Here is a 25,489-nt window from a genome sequence, read left to right as displayed (position 1 = left end):
AAACATAACAATTCGGGCGAGCAATCATTCTTATGTTTGTTCGCCCTTTTTTCAGGTGAACTTATGAGCGATTCTCTACGCACCCCAAACTACAATGACTTTTCGGTTTACAAAGACAATTTGCTGCCTCCGGCGGCGTACTTCGTGCCCTTTTCTACGGCACAGGATGCGCTGGAGAGCGACCCGGTGACTGCGCGCTATTCTTCGGACCGGGTGACCTGTCTGTCCGGGGACTGGCGCTTTCGCTACTATGCGAAAGAAAGCGATCTGCCGGCAGATTTGGACGCAATAGTGGCGGAGATGGACACCATGTCTGTGCCCTCCACTTGGCAGCACACCGGCTATGAGGAGCCGTACTATGTAAACGCGCGCTATCCCTTTGCACCCAAACCGCCCCAAATTCCGGCTGATTGTCCGGTGGGCGTGTATGTAAAGGACTTTGAAATTGAAAATACCGCACTGCACCATACCATCACCTTTTTGGGCGTTGCCGGGTCTTTGGATCTGTTTTGTAACGATCGGTATGTAGGGTACAGCGAAGGCAGTCACAACACGGCGGCTTTTGACCTGACTCCTTACCTGCACGCCGGGGTGAACCGGGTGGCGGTGGTTAATCATAAATGGTGCAACGGCACCTATATGGAATGCCAGGATATGTTCCGGGAGAACGGTATCTTCCGGGATGTGCTGTTGCGCAGCCATGGGGCGTTCTGTTTGGAAGATTATGTGGTACATACCAATTATGCCGACGGCAAATACACCCTGTCTCTGGATTTGTCCCTGGGCAGCGGCAGCGGTCAGGTAAAGGCCACTTTACTGCAAGAGGGCAGGGAAGTGGCTGCCCAACGGGTGGAGAATGCTGCCGGTACGGCGCATTTGGACTTTGGTGCGCTGGAAGTGGAGTCCTGGAGCGCAGAGACGCCGGTGCTCTATGATCTTTTGCTGGAGCTGACCGGTACGGAAGGCACCAGGGAGGCTGTGTGCCGCCCGGTGGGTTTTCGGCATATTGAGATTCGGGGAAATGTGTTTTATCTCAACGATCAGCCCATTAAGCTGCTGGGGGTCAATCACCATGACTCCCACCCGGTGCGGGGCTACGCAATGACCCTTTCGGATATGGAGCGGGATGTGCAGTTGATGAAGCAGTTTAATGTGAACTGCGTGCGCACTTCGCACTACCCGCCGGATCCTGCCTTCTTAGATCTGTGTGATCGCTATGGCTTGTATGTGGTAGACGAGGCGGATATTGAGACCCACGGTTGTCAAGTGGAGATGCGTCGTCCCGGCGCGCTGAGCCATAATCCCAAGTGGCAGGGGCATTTTTGGGATCGGGTGGAGCGCATGTTCTGCCGGGATCGGAATCATCCCTGTATTACGATGTGGTCGTTAGGCAACGAATCTCATGGATATAAAAACCAGGATTATTGCTATCAAGAATTAAAAAAGCGCACAACTGTTCCTGTGCATTATGAAGCTGTGGTGCGCACCCGCCGCTGGTGCTATGATGTAATCAGCGAGATGTACCCCTGGCATAATCGGGTGCATATGGTTGCTGATGGCAAGGGGGCGCTGCCAAAGTATTATAAAGCGCCGTACTTCCTGTGCGAGTACGCCCATGCCATGGGTATGGGCGCCGGGGATCTGGAACCCTATGTGCAGGACTTTTACCGAGGCGACAATATGCTGGGCGGCTGTATTTGGGAGTTCTGCGACCATGCGGCTTACCATGCGGACGGCCCGGTGCATTACACCTACGGCGGCGATCACGGTGAAAACAAACACGACAGTAATTTTTGCACCGACGGTTTGTTCTTCCCGGATCGAACCCCCCATGCCGGGGCTTATCAAATGAAAAATGCATACCGCCCGGTGCGGGCAACGGCGGTGGACGAAAACCGCTATTTGTTCCAGAGCATGCTGCGTTTTGCCACGCTGCAAATCCAAGTTCGGTGGGAACTGCTCAGTGACGGTATCTCGGTGGTCAGCGGACAGGCAGATCTGACCTTGAACCCGCTGGAAATGCGAGAGCTGACTTTCGATTTTGAGCTGACGCAGCGCAGCAGTTGTCACAATGTGCTGTTGGTGCGCTATTTGCGCGGTGAGGAGGAACTGGGCTTTGAACAGTTTACTTTGACCGCCCCTACACCCCTTTTCACTGTACCCGGCGTGCCTGCGCCTAGGGCGCAGGTCAGCGAAAACAAGCTGTGGGTGTACTTTGACCGGGGACACCTGGTCTTTAACGGCACCACCGGCCAAATCGAGAATTATGTGGTGGACGGCGTGCCGCTGCTCCACCCGGATCCGGAGGGCGAGATCGGACCGGCAGTGACTTTGTATCGGGCGCCGCTGGATAATGATATGAATCTGCGCCGCAACTGGGAGCGGCTGGGTCTGGACCGTGCCTGCTTTTACATCAAGAAGCCCGGCACCATTGCCAAAATGTATATGGTCACGGACAATGGGGTGGAGATCACGGCAGACTATGTGCTGGCCGGACCGCGTGTGCCCTGGTTGGGCAGTTTTCGGCTTACTTATACCGTGTACCGCACCGGCAAGGTGCGCGTGGATGTGTTGTGTCTGCGGCCCAATCGGCGGCTGCGGCACCTGCCTCGCTACGGTGTGGTGCTGGAAATGCCGTCTGCCTTTGATCAGGTGCGATATTACGGCATGGGACCGTACCCCAATTTGTCGGATTATAATTTGCATTGCCACACCGGTATTTTTGAGACAGCGGTGGCAACGATGCATGAGGACTATATCAAACCCCAGGAGAGCAGCGCCAGAACGGATACCCGCTGGGCGCAGGTGACAGATCGGCAGGGCTTTGGACTGCGATTTGATGCTATTGACGCGCCTATGACCTTTGCAGCGGATCCGTATACTTCCCAGCGGTGTGCCAAGGCGCGGCACCGGGAGGAATTGACAGCAGGGGGCACCACCTGTATACACTTGGATCAATATCAACTGGGTGCCGGTTCCAATGCTTGCGGGCCTGTGCCGCGCCATGGCCATACCCGCAACACGCCGGGCAACCGGGTGTTCAGTTTTAGCTTTGAACCAACGGGGGAGCGCCATGATTGAGATTGGTACGGATCTGGTGCTGGTGTCCAGAATGGAAAAGAGCCTGCAAATACCCGGCTTTGCGGAGAAGGTGTTTTCCCAGCCGGAGCGGGTATACTGTAAAACGACCGAGAGCTTTGCCGGTATTTTTGCCGCCAAGGAGGCCTACTACAAGGCGTTGGGCACCGGCTTGCAGTTGCCGCTAAATGCCCTTACCGTGTTGCACGATGATCGGGGCAAGCCGTATTTTGACGGCAAGCCAGAAGCAAAATTGAGCATCAGCCACGATGGGGACTATGCAGTAGCCACGGTTTTGTTATTGGAGTGATGGTATGCGCATTTTAACACGAGATGAGATCCGCGCGGTGGAAAATCGGGCTTTTGACGGCCTGTTTACCGAGGCGCAGCTGATGGAACGGGCAGGCCTGGCGTGTGCCGATAAAATGTTGGCTTTGTACGGCGACCAAATGAAAGGGCAGCCGGTGGCGGTGGTTTGCGGCAACGGTAAAAATGCCGGGGACGGCTTTGTGATTGCCCGGCGGCTGCGTGCTGCCCATGTGCCCGCCTATATTGTGCTGGCCGATCAAACGCCTACTTTGCCGGAACCGCTGGCATACTATAACGCAGCGGTGGAGGACGGCGTGGAGGTGCGCTCTTTTTCCGATGAAGCGGTGCATGCCCCCTTTGTTGTGGATTGCGTGTTTGGCATTGGATTTCACGGTGCACCGCGAGCGCCCTTTGATACGGTGTTCGCTGCCATCAACGACAGTGGAGCTACAGTGATCGCTGTGGATACCCCCAGCGGTACGGACGCCACTACCGGTGCGGCAGAGCAGGCGGTGCGGGCTGATCTGACCATTGCCATTTCTACACTGAAATACGCCCATGTGCTGCCGCCGTCCAACGGCCTGTGCGGCAAGACGGTGGTGGTGAATATCGGCATTCCGGAGAGTTGTTATCGGGAGCCTTATGCCCATACCGTTACTAAAAAAGAAGTGCAGGCGGCACTGCCCAAATTGGATAAAAACGCCAACAAGGGCAGCCACGGCCATTTGCTGCAAATTTGCGGCTCCTACCGTATGCCCGGTGCAGCGGTGATTTGTGCCGGTGGTGCGCTGCGCACCGGCGTGGGACTGCTAAAGTGTGTTTGTCCCAAGTCGGCGTATCCGTTGTTGGCTGCCCACCTGACCCAGCCGATTTTTGAGCCGGTAACGGAGAATGAGCAAAAGACCATTTCTATGGGCGCACTTACCGGGATCTTAGAGGACCTGCCCTGGGCGGACGCAGTGGTGATGGGCTGCGGCCTGGGGGTCAATGACGATACTTCCGTCTTGGTGAGCCAGGTACTGAAAGAATGTAAAAAGCCGGTTTTGTTAGATGCAGATGGTATAAATTGCCTGAGCGAAAGCATAACTATATTACAGGACATCCACACCCCGGTGGTTTTGACTCCGCATCCGGGCGAAATGGCGCGCCTGTGCGGCAAGACCGTAGAGCGCGTGCAGGCAGACCGGGTAGGTACGGCTGTGGACTTTGCCCGCCGCTACGGCGTGATTCTGGTGCTCAAGGGCGCAGACACGGTGATCACGGACGGGGAGCAGGTGTGCATAAACCGTACCGGTAATCCGGGCATGGCCATGGCCGGTTGCGGCGATCTACTGTCCGGCATGATCGGCTCGTTCTTAGCACAGGGACTAGAGCCGCTGGCAGCAGCCAAGGCCGGTGTGTATATCCACGGGCTGTGCGGTGATATTACCGCCAGAGAACTGTCTGCCCGGGGTATGACCGTGGCGGATATGACGGAACTGCTGGGTGCGCTGATGTCTGAATTTGAATAACGGACGGATGCTTTTTGAAACGGTGGCTCTCGCTTTTTAGCGCGCTTCTTTTGCTGGCCCTGGGCGGCTGCGCAACCAAACAATATACCCCCGATGTGACGGCGGACTTTGAACAGTCGGCAGTGGTCACAGCGGGGGATTTTTCTTATCACTGCAAAATTTGTCGAACCGATGGAACGGTTACCGTCACCGTGGGCGACACGGCAGCCAGGGGCATGGTGATGACCTGTGCAGGCACTATGGTACGCTACCGATTTGACGGTATGGAGTACGAAGCCAGGGCACAGGATTTGGAGAACACCAACCCGGCGATTGCCCTTTATGACGTGTTCTCCGTACTCCGGCAAAACGGCGAATTGCAGGCCCAAAAAACGCAGGACGGCTACAAATATCAGGGAACCGTACCGGCAGGCAAATTTGTGCTCTACCAGAATGAGGACGGTTCTTATGCCTCTCTGCATTTTCCCAGCAGCAACATACTCATTGAATTTGACCCGCCCACAAAATAAACCAAACGCCTGTCAACAGACAGGCGTTTGGTTTCTTCCGTAAATTTGAAAAAAGTTGGGTTTACCCCTTTATTTCAGCGGCGGAATCGTGTATGATAATAGACGATGTTCCGTCCTGCAAAGGATAGGGTGCAAAGCGGGCATGGATGGCGTTTAGCACCGCCTTTTTGTCTGCCGACCACAGGGGCGCGATCAGGTCTCGTTTGGGACCGTCGCCGGTGAGCCGGTGAATGACGACTTCCTTTGGTACCTGCTGTAAGCAGGCGTCCAGCGTGTCTAAGTATTCCGGCAGAGTGAGCACCGGGCATTTTCCTGCGGCATAGTCCGCTGCCAGATCTGTGCCCCGGAGTACATGGAGCAGCTGCAGCTTCAACCCGTCGGCTCCATGGTCCACGGCGTAGCGCACGCTTTCTGCCATTTGGTCCCGGCTTTCTCCGGGCAGACCTAAAATAATATGTACCACTTTGTTGACCCCGATGGCTGTTAGATTTGCCATCGCTTGATCAAAGACCAACAGGGGATAGCCACGGCGTATGTAGGCGGCGCTGTTCCGGTGGATGGTTTGCAATCCCAGTTCTACGAACACCGGCTTTTGCCGGTTCAGTTCTGCCAACAGATCCAGCACCTGAGGTGGCAGACAGTCCGGCCGTGTGGCCACCGATAGCGCTACCACCTGCGGGTCGGCCAGCGCCTCCGTGTAGAGTGCGCGCAGCCGTTCTACCGGCGCATAGGTGCCGGTATAGGACTGAAAGTAGGCGATATACTTGCCGTTCTTGATTTTTCCTGCCAAGGCAGCTTTGCCGCGGCAAAGCTGCTCGGTTATCGACTGTGCAGGATCACCGGCAAAGTCACCGCTGCCCCCTCGGGAACAGAAAATGCAGCCTCGGCTGTCCAGTGTGCCGTCCCGATTGGGACAGGTAAAGCCGCCGGACAGCGCTACTTTATACACCTTGCAGCCGAAGCGCTGCTGCAAGTAACGATTGACGGAGGTGTAGTACCTCACAGGTTCTGCACCAAGGCATCAAATTCCGCCAGGTTCTCGCCGTTGCCGCAGCGCACGCCGACGATCTGGTCAATGGGCATGGGTTGGTTCTCTGTGGTGCGGATCACGCCGCCGGCCTCTTCTACAATAACGACGGCGGCCGCGTAGTCCCAGGGCCGCAGGATCAATTCAAAATACAGATCGGCCTTGCCGGACGCCACATAGCAAATATCCAGTGCGGCAGAGCCGGTACGCCGGATTTCCAGCACTCGGGTGTAGGCTTTCTCTACCATTTGGAAGGTGCGGTGCGCCAGTTCCCGTTCATAGGGGCAACTGCCGAAGAGCAGCAGGGAGTGGTCCAGGTCACTGCGGTTCGCATGAATGGCACGGCCGTTTAAAGTAGCGCCGCAGCCTCGCTGCGCGGCGTACAGGTTGTCTTTGTCTACATCGTAGACCACGCCGGCCACCATCTTTCTGTCTACTGACAAACCGACGCTGATGGCGCTGTGCTCAAAATTCCGGATAAAATTGGTGGTGCCGTCGATAGGGTCGATGATAAAGCAAAGGCCCATGGGTACTTCTATCTTACCGCCGCCCTCTTCGCCGAGAAAAGCGCAGCCGGGGAACGCGGCAGACAGCTCTTTGTACAGAAAACCTTGAATTTGTTTATCATAGGCGGTGACCAGGTTGTTTTTGTCCTCGCCCTTCACTTCAATGTGCAGATCGTTTTTTGCACTGCGATAGATGTTGGCGGCGGCACGTACAGCCGCTGTCATCGGCTCTAAATAATCCATATTTTATTACCTCGCATTCTCTGTGGGCGGTGGGTCAGCCGCCCGGTTACAGGCTTATTGTAACACATTTTTGCAGAAGTGCAATTCCTTTTTGCTATGATTATTTTTCTTACCAAGTTGATTACCAAGGTGATGAACCTGCTGGGTTATGGGGCTACCACCCTACCCGGGCGCATTGCGCTGTTCTTTAAGCGGGATATTTTGGCCAAGCTCTCTCAGGGGGTTAAGGTGATCGTGATTACCGGCACCAACGGCAAGACCACCTCTGCCCGTATTGTGGAGGAGGGACTGAAAGAAGCAGGCAAGTCCTACTTTATCAACCGCTCCGGCGCCAATCTGATTACCGGTATCACCACTTCTTTTATTCTGAATTCTACCAATAGCGGCAAGTGCACCAAGGAGTATGCGGTCATTGAGTGCGACGAAAACGCCTTTCGTACCGTCAGTAAGTACCTGAAAGCCAAGGTGGTGCTGGTGACCAATGTGTTCCGCGATCAGCTGGATCGGTACGGCGAGGTGTCTCACACGCTGTCCGCCATTCAGGAATCGGTGAACAATTTGCCGGAGGCCACTTTGGTGATCAACGGCGATTGCTCCCTGACCAATACCTTGAAGCGGGAGAACACGGTGACCTACGGGGTCAGTGTGCCCCTGGACCAAACCTCCGCTGTGCGGGACGGCACCCGTTGTATCCACTGTAAGCACCAACTGGAATATGACTATTTCACCTATGCACACCTGGGCAAATACCGCTGTCCCGGCTGCGGCTATTGTCGGGAGACCCCGGATTATAATGTGACGGATATTGTAGAGACCACGCCGGACAGCAGCACCGTTATGTTAAACGGCACCACGCCGGTGAAGATCAACTTGGGCGGTGTGTACAATATCTATAATGGCATCGGCGCCTTGGCCGCATTGGTGAGTTTGGGTATTGACCGGGAGACGGCGCTCCACGCGCTGGAACGCTTTAGCGGTGCCTTTGGCCGGATGGAGAAGTTTGGCAATGTGCGGATGATCCTGGTGAAGAACCCGGCGGGGCTGACCCAAACCTGCAACTATATCAGCCAGTTTAAGGGTGACAAGACGGTGATCTTTTGCCTGAACGACAATGCAGCGGACGGCCGGGACATCAGCTGGATCTGGGACGCGGATATTCAGGCGGACGGCAAGATCTATGCTGCCGGCAAGCGCAGCGGCGATATGGCCCTGCGGCTGAAATACAGCGGAATGGATGCGGAAATTACAGACGATGTGCTGCAAACGGTGCTCCGGTGCAAGGGCGATGTGTTTGTGGTGCCTACTTATACGGCAATGATGGCTATGCGGCCTAAGTTTGCGGAGCATTTCGGCAAGGAGGCGTTTTGGAAATGAGAATTGCGCATTTGTACCCGGATCTGCTGAATCTGTACGGCGATCGAGGCAATATTATGTGCCTGCAATATCGCTGTCGGCAGCGGGGAATCCAGGTGACGGTAGACGAGATCTCCGTAGGCGACCCCTTTGACCATACTAAGTACGACCTGTTGTTTATCGGCGGTGGCCAGGACTTTGAGCAGGAGGTACTGCTGGAGGACCTGCACCGGGGTAAGGACGAGGAGATCCGCCGTGCAGTGGCAGACGGCACCGTGGTGCTGGCCATCTGCGGCGGCTACCAAATGCTGGGCAAGTATTACCAGACGTATACCGGCGAGCGGCTGGATTATATCGGCGCGGTGGATTTCTACACCGTTGGCGAAAAAGAGCGGCTCATCGGCAATTACGCCTTTGATACGGAATTCGGTCGAGTGATCGGGTTTGAGAACCACTCCGGGCGCACCTATTTGGGCAAGGGCGTGGCGCCCCTGGGCAAGATGGTGTCTGGCTACGGCAACAACGGCCGGGACGGCACTGAGGGCGTGCACTATAAAAACACATTTTGCACCTATTCTCACGGCCCGGTGCTGCCCAAAAATCCGGCTTTGGCAGACAAGCTCATTGAGACGGCCATGCGCCGTCGGGATCCGAGCTTTGCCCTGACTCCTTTGGACGACAGCGCAGAGGACTTTGCCCGCGACCAGGTGGAGCGGCTGTATATCCACCAGCAAAGTGGCAAAAAGCATAAAAAATAAACAGAAATACCGCATTTGCCCCGGGGCAGGTGCGGCATTTTTGATTTTGTCCGGCAAATGGCAGGAAATTTGAAAATTTTTCTTGCTTTTTTGCACCGGGCGTGCTATTATATTACGGCATTCGTGTGGTATATATAAATTTATAAATATATGCAATGCACGGAATACGCACACCGCTGCGGTCTGCCCCTGGTGCTATGTACGGGGCGTTGCCATGCCGCACGGTGGAGGATCAACCTAAAGGAGGAACTTAAATTATGGCAAATGTAGTTTCTATGAAGCAGCTGCTGGAAGCAGGCGTGCACTTCGGTCACCAGACCAGAAGATGGAACCCCAAAATGGCGGAGTATATCTTCACCGAGCGTAACGGTATCTACATTATCGACTTGCAGAAGACCGTGAAGAAGCTGGACGAGGCTTACAAGTTCGTTCACGATGTGGCTGCCGATGGCGGCGAGATCATCTTCGTAGGCACCAAAAAGCAGGCCCAGGAGTCCATTAAGGAAGAGGCTGAGCGCTGCGGTATGCCTTATGTTAACGCACGCTGGCTGGGCGGTATGCTCACCAACTTTAAGACCATTCGCGGCCGTGTGGCTCGTCTGGCTCAGCTGAAGGCTATGGCTGAGGACGGCACCTTTGATATGCTGCCCAAGAAGGAAGTGGCCGGCCTGGAGCTGGAAATTGAGAAGCTGGAGAAGTACCTGGGCGGTATCACCGAGATGAAGAAGATTCCGCAGGCTATGTTCATCGTTGACCCCCGCAAGGAGCGCATCGCTGTATCTGAGGCCATCAAGCTGGGTCTGCCCATCGTGGCTATCGTAGATACCAACTGCGATCCGGACGAGATCGACTATGTGATCCCCGGCAACGACGACGCTATCCGTGCGGTTAAGCTGATCGCCGGTGCAATGGCTAACGCTGTGATCGAGGGCCGTGACGGTAAGGACACTGCCGACGAGGCTGCCGAGGCTCCCGCTGCGGAGAAGAAACCGGCTAAGAAGCCCGCAAAGAAAGCAGACAAGGCTGACAAAGCAGAGTAATTCTGCCGATAGATTTTAGACTGAATTCAAGGAGGAACACACAATGGCATTTACCGCTATGGATGTTAAGGCGCTGCGTGAAAAGACCGGCGTTGGTATGATGGAATGCAAAAAGGCATTGACCGAAGCAGACGGCGACATGGACAAGGCAATCGACTTCCTGCGTGAGCGGGGTCTGGCTGCTGCCGAGAAGAAGTCCGCCCGTATCGCTGCCGAGGGCGTTGTGTACACTTATTATGACGAGGCTGCCAAGAAGGCTGTCACCGTTGAGGTCAACTCTGAGACCGACTTTGTTGCCAAGAACGACAAGTTCATGGACTTTGTAAAGGGCGTGGCGCGCACCATTATCGCTACCGCTCCCGCTGATGTGGAGGCGCTGTGCGCTACCGCTTATGACGGCACCGACCGTACCGTGACCGAGACTCTGAACGACCTGATCCTGTCCATCGGTGAGAACATGAAGATCCGTCGCTTTGAGGTGATGGATGGTGTTGTGGCAACCTACATTCACGCCGGCGGTTCCGTAGGCGTTATGGTTGGCTTTGATGTGGCTGACGAGAGCAAGGCCGCTACTGACGAGTTCAAGGTAATGGGCAAGGATGTGGCTATGCAGATCGCCGCTATGAGCCCCTCTTATCTGGATGAGGCTTCCGTTCCCGCTGAGGTGATCGAGCACGAGAAGGGCATTCTTTCCGCACAGTTGAAGGAAGATCCCAAGATGGCTAACAAGCCGGAGCAGGTGCTGGAGAAGATCGCTGCCGGTAAGCTGGGCAAGTTCTACAAGGAGAACTGCCTGGTAGACCAGGAGTTCGTAAAGGCTGAGAACCACGAGAATGTACAGACCTACATCAACAATGTGGCTAAGGCACTGGGCACGGAAATCAAGTGCACCGGCTTCGTGCGTATGATGAAGGGCGAGGGCCTGGAAAAGCGCGAGGAGAACTTCGCTGAAGAGATCGCAAAGCAGATCAACGGCTAAGTACAAGCATTTGGAGCACCTCTTTGGAGGTGCTCTTTTTTATGTTCGTTTTCTTTATATTTGATCATGAAAAGCGCCCGGTTTGTACCGAGCGCTTTTTTGCGGCGGTATAATCAATTTTACCCGGAAAAGCCTCTGCGCCTGTTCGGCGCTTTGGTGCTGATGATGGCGGTGCGCCGGGAATAACGGTTGCAATAACAAGTAAAATATGTTAGAATAAAATTCAATACAAAGAAAAGAAGGATGACGAAATGAAAAAATTTGGCAGTATAATATGCAGCGCTTTGCTGCTTTTGGGGCTGACGGTAGGCGGTACAGCGGTGGCTAATGCGGCGCAGCCGTCCATGACAGTCACTTTTATTGATTGCGATCAGGGCGACAGTATTCTAATAGAAAGCAACGGACACCGAATGCTGGTGGATGGAGGTAAAGCTGTGCATGCCCAAGCGGTTGAGGATTGTCTGCGCAGCAAATCCATTTCCACCTTGGATTATGTGGTGGCCAGCCATCCGGACGAGGACCATATCGGCGGGTTACCCCAAATTTACAATCGCTTTCAGGTAAATTATTCTTATTATTCACCATACAAGACCAACACAAAGTGCTACAAGAATTATCTCTCTGCCATAAAAAGCGAACCCGGTAGTAAAGCGGCGAACCCGACTGCCAATTCCCGGTTTCAGGTAGGCGGCACCACTGTGCAGGTACTCAGTGACGGCACAGGGGCAGAGAACGCCAACGATGCGTCTCTGGTGCTAAAAGTGCAGTGCGGCAATCGTTCCTTGTTGCTGACCGGTGATATTTCGTCCGCGGTGGAGCAATCGCTGGTGAACAGTGGTGCTGATCTGCAAACGGATATTCTGAAGGTGGCGCACCATGGTTCTGCCGGGTCTTCCTCTGCCTCCTTCCTTGCAGAAGCTGCACCAAAATACGCGGCAATCTCCGTAGGGGCAGGGAACAGTTACGGCCACCCCACGGCCCAAGCTTTGCAGCGATTGCAGGTGGTTAAGGCCAAAATCTATCGAACGGATCAAATGGGCACCATTCAGATGCAGGTGCAAAACAGTGGAATTCAGGCCACAACCCAAAAAGGCAGCGCTGCCGTGTGCAAGCATAGGACGACAAAGAATGTTACAAAAACCACGCCGGCATCCTTTAACGGAGATGGTTGCGTGCAAACCAGCGCGGTTTGTGGGGCTTGCGGTTACACAAAGGTCACTTCCGCTGCAAAGATTGCTAAGGTGTCAGCGCCCAAGTTGGCAAAGACGGTTTATACTTATAACGGCAAGGTGCAAAAACCGTCGGTGACCGTGAAAGACAGTACCGGCAAACCGTTAAAAGCAAGTGCTGATTACACGGTGAACTACCCAAAAGGGCGCAAAGCTGTTGGGCGCTACGGCGTACAGGTGAAACTGAAGGGTAAGTACAAGGGCTCGCGCACCGTGTACTTTACCGTCAAGCCAAAGGGTACATCGATCAGCAAAGTGACTGGCGGGAAAAAGAAAATTACCGTAACTTGGAAAAAGCAGAAATCCCAAACCACCGGGTATCAAATCCAATACAGTACATCGTCGAACTTTAAAAACGCAAAGACGGTCACGGTGAGCAAAAACAGCACCACCCAAAAAACCATTACCGGACTTAAAAACGGCAAAAAATACTATGTGCGTGTGCGCACCTATAAGACAGTGAAAACCGGCCACAAGAGCACCAAATATTACAGCAACTGGAGCAAATCGAAGAACACCGGCAGCGCAAAGAAATCGGCGCCAAAGGGGAATACGGTGTATGTTTCGCCCACCGGCAAAAAGTATCATTATATAAAAAGCTGCGCCGGAAAGCATCCCATTAAAACCACGCTGAAAGAGGCGAAAAAGAACCATACGCCCTGTAAAAAATGTGCCATGTGATCTACAATACTAAAATCCGGTGCGCTTTTGCCACCGGTGTCCAAAATCTGCTCCCGCCTTGCACAGGCGGGAGCTTTGTGGTATGATGAAAGCAAAGGCGTTTGCACTTGTGTGTGCAGGCGGCGGCAATTTGCGCCTTGGAGGATTGCGTATGAAAAAATGGCTATCTGTGATTTTAAGCATCGTCATGCTGTGCACCGTGCTGGGTGGCGGCGCGTCTTTTGCCTTTGCGGCAACGGCGGCCACCAGCGGCAGCTGCGGTGATAATATTAAATACAATATTGACACCGGCACCGGGGTGCTGACCCTTACCGGCAGCGGCGCCACCAATAACTATTCCAATATGAATGTTAACTTTGGTTCCTCTATAAAGCGCTGCCCTTGGTACAATTTCCGTGACTCCATTAAGCGGGTTGTGATCAGCGAGGGCGTGACAGTGCTGGGTAACTATCTCTTTTTTGAGATGACCTCTGTCCAAACGGTGATTTTACCCTCTACCATTACGGGGGTGAACCGTTATGCCTTCGCCGGGTGTACGGCACTGTCCACCGTCAATTTACAGGATACCAAAATCACGAAGATTGGTCTGAACGCCTTTGAGAACGACGCCAAATTTACAACTTTGCGTCTGCCGGAGACTTTAACGGAGATTGGCGATTTCGCGTTTCGCAAGGCGGGGATCAACAGCGTAACTTTCCCGAAGGAGTGTGCCAAAATCGGCATTTCCGCTTTTGCCGGCTGCAAGTTTGTGACCATCACTTTACCGGAGAAAATCACTTCCGTGGGTACCACCGCCTTCTCTGACAACAGCTTTTTGCTGGATGTGTTTGTGGAGAATCCTAACTTGAATTACGGCACGCTGGATCCTTTTGCCAACTGCCAGTCCTCACTGACTTTCCATGCTTCCAGCGGCTCCACCACCCAGGCGTACGCCGAGAAAAAAGGATACAAATTTGTTGCTTCGGACAGCGGATGCGACCACGCCGAGACGTATACAGTTGTAACCCAGGAGCCCACCTGTACCGCTAAGGGCAAGCAGGATGTGTACTGCTCCAAGTGCCTGAAATATTTGCGCACCGAGGATATTGCTGCCACCGGCCATGATCTGCAAGTGATCCAAACCGACGATCAATCCGAGAAAAACGGCCATATTTTTGAATACCTGCGCTGCGCCAAGTGCAACGATGAGAGCACGGACACCATTCGTACCACCCATGTGCGGGACGAGGACGGCAACTATGTGTGGAAGGACGGCTGCTATACGGACATGGTGCTGACCGAGCCCGGCTGTACCACCACCGGGCGACTGATCCGCCGCTGCACGGTGGAGGAACCCACCAAGAACAGCAAATGCACCGCACTGCAATATATCAACATTCCCGCACCGGGTCATAAAGTAGAGGAGTGGACGGTGGTTGTACCTGCCACCTGTACCACGGATGGTCAAAAGACCGGTGTGTGCACCGTGTGTCACCAAAGCATTGCAGAGAGTATTCCCGCCGGGCACGATTATCAGTGCACGGAGGGTGAAACAGACGCCACCGGCCACCGGATCGATACGTATGTTTGCAGCGTGTGCAATGACACTTACACCACCCAGGTCCATGTAGAATGGGTGGACGGTTACTATGATACCCGGGTGATCGCCAAGGCCAGCTGTCTAATGACCGGTTCCTCTATTGACACCTGCCGCTATTGCAAGACGACGCGCACCAATGTGGTGCCCGCCTATGGCCATGATTTTAAGTTTTCCGGTTGTGACGGCACCAACTGCACCTATACTTGCAGCCGTTGTGCCACGACGCGTACCAATACGCTTTCCAATGTGGCCAGCTATTTCTTTGACAATATGGGTCGCACAGCAGATAAGCTACTGGGATACTATTACGATGTGAATAATGACGGTTATGTGAACCTGCGGGACTATGTGCTGATTCAGCGATTTCAAGCCGGGATCGGTTTGACCCAGCCGGAGCCGGAGACGCCGGAGACACCGAAGACCACAGGATAGGAAGCCTTATTTTGACAGACGGAAGACATTTGATCTTTCGTCTGTTTTTTTACCTGTTTTTTCTAAAATTCAGAAATTCTATTTACTTTATGCTAAAAATATATTAAGATATAGAGGACAGTGAGCAAGTGTGTACACAGGCGTGTTTGTGGCCTGCGGCGCTTGCCGAAACGGCGGAGGTAAAAAGTATGGCAACAGCATATAAACGGATTTTGTTAAAGCTCAGCGGCGAAGTGCTTGCCGGTGAAAAAGGCACCGGAATCGACAACGACACGGTGGTCAAGATTTGCACGGCGGTAAAGAAAGTAGCCGACCTGGGCGTGGAAGTCGGCATTGTGGTCGGCGGCGGCAACTTTTGGCGTGGCCGCTCCAGCGAACATATGGATCGTACCCGTGCGGACCATATCGGTATGTTGGCAACGGCAATGAATGCGCTGGCTCTGTGCGACGCTTTGGAGCAGCTGGGCGCCAATGTGCGGGTACAGACGGCCATTGAAATGCGCCAGATTGCAGAGCCTTATATTCGCAACCGTGCCATTCGTCACTTTGAAAAGGGGCGGATTGTGATTTTTGGCTGTGGCACCGGCTCTCCGTTCTTCTCCACAGACACGGCAGCGGCGCTGCGGGCAGTGGAGATCAATGCGGATGCACTGCTCAAGGGCACCAATGTGGACGGCGTGTACGATAAGGATCCCAATAAATTCGCAGACGCTGTAAAGTACGATCAGGTGACCTTTAAGGAAGTCATTAACCGGGATCTGAAGGTGATGGATTCCACCGCCTTTAGCCTGTGCAAGGATAACGATATGTCCATTTTGGTGTTCAATCTGGACGATCCGGAGAATGTGGTGCGTGCCGTCTCCGGCGAAAAGATCGGCACGCTTGTATCTAACGAAGAGAGGTAAAGAAAGATGGAATTGACCGAACTGTACACCAATGCGAAAGCGAAAATGGAAAAGTGTATGACTTCCTTGGAGCGTGACTTTTCCGCCGTGCGTGCCGGCCGTGCCAATCCCGCCGTACTGGATAAGGTGATGGTGGATTACTACGGCGTGCCCACCCCCGTTAACCAAATGGCCGCTATCAGCGTGCCGGAGGCCAGAATGTTGGTGATCCAGCCCTGGGACGCCTCCACACTCAAGGAGATCGAAAAGGCCATCAACACCTCTGACATCGGCATTAACCCGCAAAATGATGGCAAGGTTATTCGTTTGGCGTTCCCCCAGTTGACGGAGGAGCACCGTCGGGAGCTGACCAAAGACATCTCCAAGCGTGGCGAGGAGGCGAAGGTGGCCATCCGCAATGTGCGCCGCGATTTTATGGATGAGCTGAAAAAGATGAAGAAAAACAGCGAGATCACCGAGGACGATCTGCGGGACGGCGAGGAGCAGCTGCAGAAGATCACCGATGATTATGTGAAGCAGGCAGAGACTGCAGCCAAGAAAAAAGAGCAGGAAGTGCTGTCTATCTAACCAATAGCTAAAGAAAATGGGGGCGCCCTGTTTTCTTATTTGAATGAGGGCGGTTGCCGGCGGCTGTGCGCATCAATGGATTGTGTACGGCGGCTGGGCATTCGCCCGTCTATGCGTTTTACGGGGAGGTCGCTTATGGCACTGTTTAACAAAAAAAGTGCTGCACCGCAGCAAAAAAACGCGAATTTTGCCCTGCTGCCCAACCATGTGGGCATTATCATGGACGGCAACGGTCGTTGGGCCAAAAAGCGGGGCTTGCCCCGTTCTGCCGGACATAAGGCGGGGGCTGAGGTGTTCCGCACGATATCTAAGGCTTGCGGGCGTATCGGCATTCCTTATGTGACTTTTTATGCTTTCTCTACTGAAAATTGGAAGCGGTCGCCGGAGGAAGTGGACGCCTTGATGCGGCTTTTTAAGGATTATTTGCTGGAGGCGCAGGCAGACATTAGCCAGGCCGGTAATATCCGCTTAAAGTTTATCGGCTCGAGAGATGGGATCAGCGACGAGCTGTTGCAGCTGATGGACCAGGGCGAGCGGGATACCGCCGCCAACACCGGTACTACGGTGTATGTGGCGATCAACTACGGCGGCCGCCAGGAGATCGTACAGGCGGTGAACCGGGCGCTGCAAAGCGGTAAGCGGGAGATCACCATGGACGATATATCTGCCAATGTATATACGGTGCCGGATTGCGATTTGGTGATTCGTCCCAGCGGCGAGCAGCGGCTGTCCAACTTCCTTCTGTGGCAGGCGGCGTACAGCGAGTTTTGGTACAGCGATGTGCTGTGGCCGGACTTTACGGAGCAGGATCTGGCCGAAGCGCTTCACGCCTATGAGAATAGAAACCGTCGTTTCGGCGGAAGATAAGAGGAGAAAAAGATGAAACAGAGAGTGATTACCGCCGTGGTGCTGCTGGCGCTGCTGGCTGTGGTGGTGTGGCAGATCAATACCCCGGTGCTGGTGCTTGTGATCGCCTTCCTGGCGGCTGTGGCAGCAAACGAAATTATGCGTTGCGCCAAGGTGGAGAACACCTTTATCCGCGTGGTGGCTACCGGCTATGCGGCCTGCGTGCCGTTCTTTGCCTCTGCCAAGGCGTTGACTCCCTGGGTCAGCCAGGCTGTGTGGGGCAAGGTGATTGGTGCGGTTCCCGGCGTTGTGTATCTGATTGCGCTGGTGCTGGTGTTACTGTTGGCTATGCTTAAGGGCTACGCCTATACCACCTTTGAAGATGTAGCGGTGTCCGTTTTTGCTGGGGCGCTGGTGCCCTTTGGCTTTTCCGTTTTTATCCGGCTGCGGGATATGTTCCAAATCGAGCAGTTCGGCATTTATCTGATCTTTTACGGCCTGATTTGCGCTTTGGCAACGGACAGCGGCGCCCAGCTGGCAGGTATGGCTTTTGGCAAGCATAAGATGAGCCCTAACATTTCACCGAAGAAAACGGTGGAGGGCGCCATCGGCGGCTTGATCTTTTCTCTGATTTTGAATGCGGTGGCCATGATCCTGTATAATCGGCTGGCGGACTTTAAGATGGACGAATTTGCCGTGACAGTGCTGCTGGCTGCGTGCCTGCCGGTATCGTTCCTGGGCATGATGGGCGATCTGTCCGCTTCCGTCCTTAAGCGCAATTTCGGCGTAAAGGACTTTGGCAAGATCTTTCCCGGCCACGGCGGGGTCATGGATCGGTTTGACTCCTCTATGTTCACTTTGCCGGTGACTTATGCGCTGGCACTGACTGTTTTTTCTAAGTAAGAGGTAACCAGATGAAAGGAATTGCTCTTTTAGGCTCTACCGGCTCTATCGGTACACAGAGCCTGGATGTTTGCCGTATGCACGGCTACCGGGTGGTGTGCCTGACCGCTAACCGTCGCGTTGATTTGATGGAGACACAAATTCGGGAGTTTCGCCCGGATCTGGTGTCTATGATGGATCCGGTTGCGGCAGACGATCTGCGCACCCGGGTGGCAGATACGGGTACCAAGGTTCTGTCCGGTATGGACGGCCTGATCGAATGTGCTACCTATTCCGGTGCGGATACGGTGCTTAACGCCGTAGTGGGTATGGTGGGCTTGCAGCCTACGCTGGCGGCCATTCAGGCCAAAAAGACCCTGGCGCTGGCTAATAAAGAAACGCTGGTAGCCGGTGGGCACTTGGTGACCAATACCGCCAAGGCCTACGGTGTGGATATTTTGCCGGTGGACAGCGAGCACTCCGCCATCTTTCAGTGTCTGCAAGGCAGTCCGGAAAAAGGCGCGGTGAAGAAACTGATCTTAACCGCTTCCGGCGGACCGTTCTTTGGCAAGACTTTAGCGGAACTGGAAAATGTGACGGCGGCGGACGCCTTAAAGCATCCTAACTGGGATATGGGTGCAAAAATTACCATCGACAGTGCTACCATGATGAACAAGGGGCTGGAATTTATTGAGGCCAAGTGGCTGTTTGACATGCCCATTGACGCCATTGATATTGTGGTGCACCGGGAGAGCGTGGTGCACTCCGCCATTGCATATCAAGACAATTCCGTCATCGCCCAGCTGGGTGTGCCGGATATGCGTATTCCCATTCAGTATGCGCTGACCTATCCCCAGCGTCTACCCAGCCCGGTGCAGGAGCTGTCCCTTGTGGATTACGGTAAGCTGACTTTTTATGCGCCGGATTATGATACTTTCCGCTGTATCAATGTGTGTAAGGACGCCATTGCGGCAGGCGGTTTGCGCCCGGCGGCAGCCAACGGCGCCAATGAGGAGAGCGTACGGCTGTTCCTAAACGGCAAGATCAAGTTTACAGACATTGCGGTGCTGAACCGGGCGGCCATGGAGGCGTGCCCGCAAGTGGCGGATTACACCCTGGATGATGTTTTACAGGCCGATCGCGCGGCCAGAGATTATGTGATTGAGGCGGTTTCGTGACCTTATCTTCCCTGTGGCATACGGTATATCCTGTTCTGATTGCCATTTTATTTTTTGAGCTGATCATTCTGGTGCATGAGGGCGGGCATTATATTGCCGCTCGGCTAATGAAGATCAAAGTCAATGAGTTTTCCGTAGGTATGGGCCCTAAGATCATACAGCGGGAAAGGAACGGCACCAAGTTCACCCTGCGCTGGATCCTTTTTGGCGGCTACTGTCAAATGGAGGGCGAGGGGGAGGACTCGGAAGACCCCAACGCCTTTAACAAAAAGAGCGTGCCGGCTCGGCTGTTTGTGGTGGTGGCCGGTGCACTGATGAATTTGGTGCTGGGCTTTTTGTTGACCGTGCTGATTGTGTGCGGCAGCAATTTGATCGGTACTGCCCAGGTGGCGAAGTTTGAGGCGAATGCCGCCAGCGCAGCCTCCGGATTGCAAGTGGGCGATACCATTCAGTCCATTGACGGTATGCGGGTTTACACCGCTACCGATGTGACTACCGGCCTGTCTCGCAGTACAGACGATACATTGACAGTGGTCGTTAAGCGGGACGGTGCCAAAAAGACCTTGCAGGTCAAATTTGATACGGAAGAATATGAGGGCCATCGGTTTGTAAAGATGGACTTTTGGCTCCACGGTGTGCCCAAGAATGTGGGCAATGTGTTGCGGGAGAGCGTCATGCAAACGGTGTCTTACGCCCGCATGGTGTTCCTGTCCGTTGCAGATATGCTGTCCGGTCGCTTTGGCCTGGCAGACATCAGCGGCCCGGTGGGTGCCGTGTCCTATGTGAGCCAGGCGGTGAAAACCTCTGCCTACTCCGCACTGCGGCTGATGGCGATACTCACCATCAATGTGGGGCTGTTTAACCTGTTTCCCATTCCGGCGCTGGACGGCTGGCGGCTGTTCCTGCTGGTGGGCGAGGGGATTTGCAAACGCAAGCTGCCGGATAAGGCAGAGTGGGTCATTAACGCGGCGGGGCTGGCGCTGCTGCTGCTCTTTATGTGCGTGGTGACCTTTAGTGATATTACCAAGTTGTTTTCGTAGGTGAGCAAAATGGAAAGAAGAAAAAGCAGAAAAATCAAATTAGGCAATACCACCCTGGGCGGCGACAGCCCGGTGCTGGTACAGTCCATGCTGAATGTGCCGTCTACGAACATTGACGGCTCTGTGGCGCAGGCCAAGGCGCTGGCGGCTGCCGGGTGCCAGGTGATCCGCTTTGCCATTCCGGACGAGGCGGCGCTGGATCTGATTGAGCCTATCAAGAACGCCGTGGATTTGCCCTTGGTGGCGGATATTCATTTTAACTATCGCCTGGCGCTGGGCGCTGCCCAGCGGGGGATCGACAAAATTCGTATCAACCCGGGCAACATAGGCAGCGATGATCGGGTAAAAGCGGTGGCGGATATTTGCAGAGAGAAGCAGATCCCCATTCGCATTGGGGTCAACAGCGGCTCGCTGGAAAAACATATTTTAGCCAAATACGGCGCGCCTACCCCTGAGGCCATGGTGGAGAGCGCCATGTACCACGCAGCACTGCTGGAGAAGTTCGACTTTAACGATATTGTCATTTCTATTAAGTCCAGCAATGTGCCTACCATGATCGCCGCTTATGAGATGGCCGCCCAGCGGTGCGACTATCCCTTGCACCTGGGTGTGACGGAAGCGGGCACCGAGCGTATGGGTATTATCAAGTCTGCGGCGGGGATCGGCTCTCTGCTGTGCCACGGTATCGGCGACACCATTCGGGTGAGCCTCACCGACGACCCGGTGAAGGAAGTCTTTGCCGCCATGGATATATTGAAAGCCATTGGGCTGAAAAACGACAGCCCCTACTTAATTGCCTGCCCCACCTGCGGGCGTACCCGCATTGACCTGGTGGGTCTTGCAAAACAGGTGGAGGAGAAGCTGCGGGATGTGCACAAGCCCATTAAAGTGGCTGTGATGGGATGCGTGGTCAACGGCCCCGGCGAGGCCAGAGAAGCGGATATTGGCATTGCCGGTGGCGACGGCGAGGGCCTGCTGTTTAAGAAAGGCCAAATTCTTCGCAAAGTCCCGGAGGATCAACTGCTAACGGAATTGATGAAAGAGATTGATAAATTATAATGCAAGCAATGAATCGATTTGTTGAATATTTTGGCGCCTATATGGACGAGGCGGGACGCCTGGCTTTGGCAGATGCGGCCGTGGTGGGTATGTCTACTTACCACGACCGGCGGGAACTGCACATTGCTTTGCAGTTGCCGGCGTTGGTTGAGACGGCGGAGCTGGAGCGGTGCGCAGACCAAATTGCAGCCCAAATGGGACTGGAAAAGGCGGTGTTGACCCCTCATTATGCTTCGGCGGCGTTTTCTGCGGATTGTCTGCCCTCCCTAATTGCCAACATTCGGCGGCACCATGCGGAGGTTAACGGCTTCTTTAAGGACGCCAAGGCTACGGTAAACGGCAACACCCTGCATATCGACCTGCAATACGGGGGCAGGGAAGTGCTGTTGGCCAAGGGCACGGACAAGCTGCTGGCCCAGGAAATTCATAAGCTGTTCGATCTGGAACTGGCTGTAGAATTTGTAGAAGCCAAGACCTATGATATAGAAGCGGCGGTGCGCTCTGCGGTGGCAGAGAAGCAGGAGGCCGAGAAACAAAAGAAAGAAGAAGCGGAAAAGCAGGTGGAGCACCGGCCTATGCAGGGCGGTCTGCCGCTCTACGGCGACACGGTGCATGGCTTCTTTGGCAAGCCCATTCGGGAGCTGCCCAAGCCCATGAATGAGGTCAAGACCGACGACGGCTACATTACCGTATGGGGGGATGTGCTGTGCAGCGAGGCCCGGGAGACCAAGCGTGGCGGCAACAAGATTTTTTCCTTTAATATCAGCGATTACACATCTTCCATGACGGTGAAGATGTTTGACAGCAATAAAGTGATGGACCCGGTGATCAATAAGATCCAGAGTGCCAAGACTGTGATGGTCAGCGGTATGTACCAGTACGACAACTACGCCGGTGAGTATGTGCTGCGGGCCAATTCGTTGGCTACCGTGACCAAGATGGAGGAGATGGATACCGCGCCGGAGAAGCGGGTGGAGCTGCACATGCATACCTCCCTGTCGGAGATGGACGCCATTTCCTCACCTACCTCTTTGGTAAAGCGGGCGGCCAAGTGGGGCCACAAGGCGGTTGCAATCACCGACCACGGCGTGGTGCAGGCACTGCCGGAGGCCTGTAAGGCAGCCAAGAGCGCCGGCATCAAGCTGCTGTGCGGTATGGAGGGTTACCTGGTAGACGACGAGAAGTACCCGGACTTTATGAATATGAAGCTCAAGGACTTCCCTCGGTATCATATTATTTTTTTGATCCGCACCCTGGCCGGGCGCAAGGTACTGTATAAGCATATCTCCAAGAGCAATATTGAGTACTTTAAGAACCGTCCGCTGATCTTGAAGTCGGCGTTGAAAGAGCACCGGGACGGCATTATTATCGGCTCCGCCTGCGAGCAGGGCGAGCTGTACCAGGCCATTCTCCACGGCAAAAGCGACGAAGAGTTGGAGAAAATTGCCGATTTTTATGATTATTTGGAAATTCAGCCGAACGGCAACAATGCTTTTATGCTGCGTTCCAATAAAGAAATTCATGAGCAGATCCGGGAAGAAGAGGATCTGAACAATATTAACCGCAAAATTCTCGCCATCGGCGACAAGCTGGGCAAGTTGACCGTAGCTACCGGCGATGTGCATTTTCTTGATAAAAAAGACGCCAAGTTCCGCGCCATTATTATGGCCAGCAAAGGCTTTGAGGACGCGGATATGCAGCCGCCTTTGTACTTTAAGACCACCAACGAGATGCTGGAGGACTTTGCCTACCTGGGCGACCGGGCCAAGGAAGTGGTGGTGGATAACCCCAACAAGATCGCCGATATGATCGATGACGATATTGTGCCCATTCCTCCCGGCACCTTCCAGCCCCACATTGACGGCGCAGACGATGAGCTGACGGACATTTGCTGGAAAACCGCTAAGGAGAAATACGGCGATCCGGTGCCGGAGTATGTGGCCTCTCGCTTGCAGCGTGAGCTGGACTCTATTATCAAGCACGGGTTTGGCGTGCTGTATGTTATTGCCAAACGATTGGTTAAAAACTCGGAGGAGCACGGTTACTTGGTGGGCTCCCGAGGGTCCGTAGGTTCCTCCTTTGTAGCCCACATGGCGGGCATTTCCGAGGTGAACCCCTTGGCACCTCATTATGTGTGCCCCAAGTGCAAGCACAGTGAGTTTATACAGGACGGCTCTGTGGGCAGCGGCTTTGACCTGCCGCCTAAGGACTGCCCCCATTGCCATATACCCATGAACCGGGATGGCCACGAAATTCCCTTTGAGACTTTCCTGGGCTTTGACGGCGATAAAGAGCCGGATATTGACTTGAACTTCAGCGGCGACTACCAGTCCCAGAGCCATCGGTTCACGGAGGAGCTGTTTGGTAAGTCCCATGTGTTCAAGGCCGGTACCATGGCTACCGTGGCGGAAAAAACCGCCTTTGGCTATGTGATCAAGTACCTGGAGGAGCGGGGCCTCGACGGCTCCACCCCCAAGGCGGAGATTGAGCGACTGAAGGATGGCTGTACCGGTATTAAGCGTACCACCGGCCAGCACCCGGGCGGCATGGTGGTTGTGCCGGACGAGTACGAAGTGGAGGACTTTACGCCTATTCAGTACCCGTCTAACGATAAGAGCAAGGGCACCTATACCACACACTTTGACTTTAAGAACGCGCTTCACGATACGCTGCTGAAGCTGGACGAGCTGGGTCACGATGTGCCCACCCTTTATAAATTTCTGGAGGATGCCACCGGTATTCCTGTGATGGATGTGGACCTGTGCGACCCCAAGCTGTACCAGATGATCACCTCTACGGAGCCCATCGGCGTGTCGCCGGAGGATATTGACTGCCCCACCTCCACATTGTCTATTCCGGAGATGGGCACCCCCTTTGTGCTGGGAATGCTCATGGAGGCACAGCCAAAAACTTTTTCCGATTTGCTGCAAATTTCCGGCCTGTCCCACGGCACGGATGTGTGGTTGGGCAACGCCCAGGAGCTGATCAAAAACGGTGTGTGCACCATTTCTGATGTGATCGGCTGCCGTGACGGTATTATGACCTATCTGCTCCATAAGGCGGAAGCCTATGAGCAGCGCACCGGCAAACCCTCGCCCCTAAGTAAGAAGGACTGCTTTAAGATCATGGAATACACGCGTAAGGGCAAGGCACCCAAGGAGCTGCCGCCGTATGAGGAAGCCATGAAAGAAGTGGGCGTGGAGCAGTGGTACATAGACAGCTGCTATAAAATCAAATATATGTTCCCCAAGGCGCACGCAGCGGCGTATGTGATCGCGGCCCTGCGCTTGGGATGGTACAAGATCTATTACCCCTTGCAGTATTACAGTGCGTTCTTTACCGTGCGCGGCGGCGATTTAGACGCTGTGGCGGCGGTTCAGGGCAAGGATGCGGTTAAGGCCAGAATGGAAGAGATCAAGCGCAAGGGCAACGACGCCTCTGCCAAGGAGCAGGACACATACGGCATTTTGCAGATTGTGATTGAAATGTTGGCCCGCGGGTACCACTTCCTGCCGGTGGATATTTATAAGTCCGACTGGCGGGTGTATAATATTGAGGACGGCAAGATCCGTCTGCCTTTTAGCGCGATTGCCGGCGTAGGTGAGAACGCAGCTAAGCAGTTGGCCCAGGCCAAGGACGACGGTATGGGCGAGTTTATCTCCTGTGATGATCTGATGGCACGCAGCGGGGTAGGCAAGTCTGTGGTAGACTCCCTGCGCGAGGCGGGGGCACTGGGCGACCTGCCGGAGAGCAACCAAATTTCTCTCTTTTAAGTCCG

20 protein-coding genes are annotated in these 25,489 nt (G+C 54.3%); 18 read left to right on the top strand and 2 right to left on the bottom strand.

What is annotated here, in order from left to right; translation table 11 throughout:
* Positions 1 to 63: 63 nt before the first annotated feature.
* Genes OGM59_04775 through OGM59_04760 form a run of 4 tightly spaced genes read left to right on the top strand, consistent with a single transcriptional unit; the run spans position 64 to position 5,407 of the window.
* Positions 64 to 3,081 (top strand): hypothetical protein, encoded by a 3,018-nt coding sequence (locus tag OGM59_04775; GenBank protein ID UYI90024.1) that lies wholly within the window; start codon positions 64 to 66, stop codon positions 3,079 to 3,081.
* A complete protein-coding gene (locus OGM59_04770; protein ID UYI90023.1) occupies positions 3,074 to 3,388 on the top strand; it encodes a holo-ACP synthase in 315 nt (104 codons plus the stop codon). Before OGM59_04775 ends, OGM59_04770 begins: the two co-directional genes overlap by 8 nt.
* A 4-nt stretch (positions 3,389 to 3,392) precedes the next feature.
* On the top strand, positions 3,393 to 4,898 hold the full coding sequence (locus OGM59_04765) for an NAD(P)H-hydrate dehydratase (GenBank protein UYI90022.1): 1,506 nt from the start codon (positions 3,393 to 3,395) through the stop codon (positions 4,896 to 4,898).
* Positions 4,899 to 4,912: 14 nt separating this feature from the next.
* Positions 4,913 to 5,407, top strand: coding sequence for a hypothetical protein (locus OGM59_04760; GenBank protein UYI90021.1), 495 nt, complete (start codon positions 4,913 to 4,915; stop codon positions 5,405 to 5,407).
* Positions 5,408 to 5,468: 61 nt separating this feature from the next.
* Here the strand turns inward: OGM59_04760 and OGM59_04755 are convergent, their stop codons facing one another.
* Complete coding sequence (locus OGM59_04755; protein UYI90020.1) at positions 5,469 to 6,410, bottom strand: TIGR01212 family radical SAM protein; 942 nt, start codon at positions 6,408 to 6,410, stop codon at positions 5,469 to 5,471.
* Positions 6,407 to 7,183 carry an inositol monophosphatase gene (locus tag OGM59_04750; protein ID UYI90019.1) on the bottom strand — a complete coding sequence of 259 codons (777 nt, stop codon included), beginning with the start codon at positions 7,181 to 7,183 and terminating at the stop codon, positions 6,407 to 6,409. Before OGM59_04750 ends, OGM59_04755 begins: the two co-directional genes overlap by 4 nt.
* Before the next feature lie 96 nt (positions 7,184 to 7,279).
* On the opposite strand from OGM59_04750, the gene OGM59_04745 reads away from it, so the two are divergent.
* From OGM59_04745 to OGM59_04680, 14 genes are all read left to right on the top strand, one after another.
* Entirely contained in the window at positions 7,280 to 8,557 is a 1,278-nt protein-coding gene (locus tag OGM59_04745) for a MurT ligase domain-containing protein (protein UYI90018.1), read from the top strand.
* On the top strand, positions 8,554 to 9,294 hold the full coding sequence (locus tag OGM59_04740; GenBank protein UYI91757.1) for a glutamine amidotransferase: 741 nt from the start codon (positions 8,554 to 8,556) through the stop codon (positions 9,292 to 9,294). Before OGM59_04745 ends, OGM59_04740 begins: the two co-directional genes overlap by 4 nt.
* 257 nt (positions 9,295 to 9,551) lie before the next feature.
* Positions 9,552 to 10,334 (top strand): 30S ribosomal protein S2, encoded by a 783-nt coding sequence (gene rpsB / locus OGM59_04735; protein ID UYI90017.1) that lies wholly within the window; start codon positions 9,552 to 9,554, stop codon positions 10,332 to 10,334.
* Positions 10,335 to 10,377: 43 nt separating this feature from the next.
* Positions 10,378 to 11,313 carry a translation elongation factor Ts gene (tsf, locus tag OGM59_04730; GenBank protein ID UYI90016.1) on the top strand — a complete coding sequence of 312 codons (936 nt, stop codon included), beginning with the start codon at positions 10,378 to 10,380 and terminating at the stop codon, positions 11,311 to 11,313.
* Positions 11,314 to 11,564: 251 nt separating this feature from the next.
* A complete protein-coding gene (locus tag OGM59_04725; protein ID UYI90015.1) occupies positions 11,565 to 13,223 on the top strand; it encodes an MBL fold metallo-hydrolase in 1,659 nt (552 codons plus the stop codon).
* Between the two features lie 151 nt (positions 13,224 to 13,374).
* Positions 13,375 to 15,234 (top strand): leucine-rich repeat protein, encoded by a 1,860-nt coding sequence (locus OGM59_04720; GenBank protein UYI90014.1) that lies wholly within the window; start codon positions 13,375 to 13,377, stop codon positions 15,232 to 15,234.
* A 188-nt stretch (positions 15,235 to 15,422) separates the two neighbouring features.
* Complete coding sequence (gene pyrH, locus OGM59_04715) at positions 15,423 to 16,139, top strand: UMP kinase (protein UYI90013.1); 717 nt, start codon at positions 15,423 to 15,425, stop codon at positions 16,137 to 16,139.
* 6 nt (positions 16,140 to 16,145) lie between these two features.
* Positions 16,146 to 16,706, top strand: a complete 561-nt coding sequence (gene frr, locus OGM59_04710) for a ribosome recycling factor (GenBank protein UYI90012.1) — start codon at positions 16,146 to 16,148, stop codon at positions 16,704 to 16,706.
* A 135-nt stretch (positions 16,707 to 16,841) separates the two neighbouring features.
* Positions 16,842 to 17,573, top strand: a complete 732-nt coding sequence (gene uppS, locus OGM59_04705; protein ID UYI90011.1) for a polyprenyl diphosphate synthase — start codon at positions 16,842 to 16,844, stop codon at positions 17,571 to 17,573.
* A gap of 12 nt (positions 17,574 to 17,585) precedes the next feature.
* Positions 17,586 to 18,455 (top strand): phosphatidate cytidylyltransferase, encoded by an 870-nt coding sequence (locus OGM59_04700; protein ID UYI90010.1) that lies wholly within the window; start codon positions 17,586 to 17,588, stop codon positions 18,453 to 18,455.
* 11 nt (positions 18,456 to 18,466) lie between these two features.
* Positions 18,467 to 19,612 (top strand): 1-deoxy-D-xylulose-5-phosphate reductoisomerase, encoded by a 1,146-nt coding sequence (locus tag OGM59_04695; protein ID UYI90009.1) that lies wholly within the window; start codon positions 18,467 to 18,469, stop codon positions 19,610 to 19,612.
* The gene (locus OGM59_04690; protein ID UYI90008.1) at positions 19,609 to 20,652 is read left to right on the top strand and encodes a site-2 protease family protein; all 1,044 of its coding nucleotides are present in this window, start codon (positions 19,609 to 19,611) and stop codon (positions 20,650 to 20,652) included. Before OGM59_04695 ends, OGM59_04690 begins: the two co-directional genes overlap by 4 nt.
* Before the next feature lie 9 nt (positions 20,653 to 20,661).
* Complete coding sequence (gene ispG, locus OGM59_04685; protein UYI90007.1) at positions 20,662 to 21,711, top strand: flavodoxin-dependent (E)-4-hydroxy-3-methylbut-2-enyl-diphosphate synthase; 1,050 nt, start codon at positions 20,662 to 20,664, stop codon at positions 21,709 to 21,711.
* An 8-nt stretch (positions 21,712 to 21,719) separates the two neighbouring features.
* Complete coding sequence (locus tag OGM59_04680) at positions 21,720 to 25,484, top strand: PolC-type DNA polymerase III (GenBank protein UYI90006.1); 3,765 nt, start codon at positions 21,720 to 21,722, stop codon at positions 25,482 to 25,484.
* Positions 25,485 to 25,489: the final 5 nt, after the last annotated feature.

This window comes from Oscillospiraceae bacterium (assembly GCA_025757685.1).
Classification (GTDB): domain Bacteria; phylum Bacillota; class Clostridia; order Oscillospirales; family Acutalibacteraceae; genus CAG-217.
This window is presented reverse-complemented; position numbering and strand designations above follow the sequence as displayed.

Excerpts from the sequence above, each read along its gene's own strand:
- pyrH (UYI90013.1), top strand. The coding sequence starts at position 15,423 with ATGGCAACAGCATATAAACGGATTTTGTTAAAGCTCAGCGGCGAAGTG.
- OGM59_04725 (UYI90015.1), top strand. The coding sequence starts at position 11,565 with ATGAAAAAATTTGGCAGTATAATATGCAGCGCTTTGCTGCTTTTGGGG.
- rpsB (UYI90017.1), top strand. The coding sequence starts at position 9,552 with ATGGCAAATGTAGTTTCTATGAAGCAGCTGCTGGAAGCAGGCGTGCAC.
- OGM59_04720 (UYI90014.1), top strand. The coding sequence starts at position 13,375 with ATGAAAAAATGGCTATCTGTGATTTTAAGCATCGTCATGCTGTGCACC.
- OGM59_04680 (UYI90006.1), top strand. The coding sequence starts at position 21,720 with ATGAATCGATTTGTTGAATATTTTGGCGCCTATATGGACGAGGCGGGA.
- tsf (UYI90016.1), top strand. The coding sequence starts at position 10,378 with ATGGCATTTACCGCTATGGATGTTAAGGCGCTGCGTGAAAAGACCGGC.
- OGM59_04700 (UYI90010.1), top strand. The coding sequence starts at position 17,586 with ATGAAACAGAGAGTGATTACCGCCGTGGTGCTGCTGGCGCTGCTGGCT.
- OGM59_04740 (UYI91757.1), top strand. The coding sequence starts at position 8,554 with ATGAGAATTGCGCATTTGTACCCGGATCTGCTGAATCTGTACGGCGAT.
- OGM59_04775 (UYI90024.1), top strand. The coding sequence starts at position 64 with ATGAGCGATTCTCTACGCACCCCAAACTACAATGACTTTTCGGTTTAC.
- OGM59_04695 (UYI90009.1), top strand. The coding sequence starts at position 18,467 with ATGAAAGGAATTGCTCTTTTAGGCTCTACCGGCTCTATCGGTACACAG.
- ispG (UYI90007.1), top strand. The coding sequence starts at position 20,662 with ATGGAAAGAAGAAAAAGCAGAAAAATCAAATTAGGCAATACCACCCTG.
- frr (UYI90012.1), top strand. The coding sequence starts at position 16,146 with ATGGAATTGACCGAACTGTACACCAATGCGAAAGCGAAAATGGAAAAG.
- OGM59_04745 (UYI90018.1), top strand. The coding sequence starts at position 7,280 with ATGATTATTTTTCTTACCAAGTTGATTACCAAGGTGATGAACCTGCTG.
- OGM59_04765 (UYI90022.1), top strand. The coding sequence starts at position 3,393 with ATGCGCATTTTAACACGAGATGAGATCCGCGCGGTGGAAAATCGGGCT.
- OGM59_04770 (UYI90023.1), top strand. The coding sequence starts at position 3,074 with ATGATTGAGATTGGTACGGATCTGGTGCTGGTGTCCAGAATGGAAAAG.
- OGM59_04750 (UYI90019.1), bottom strand. The coding sequence starts at position 7,183 with ATGGATTATTTAGAGCCGATGACAGCGGCTGTACGTGCCGCCGCCAAC.
- uppS (UYI90011.1), top strand. The coding sequence starts at position 16,842 with ATGGCACTGTTTAACAAAAAAAGTGCTGCACCGCAGCAAAAAAACGCG.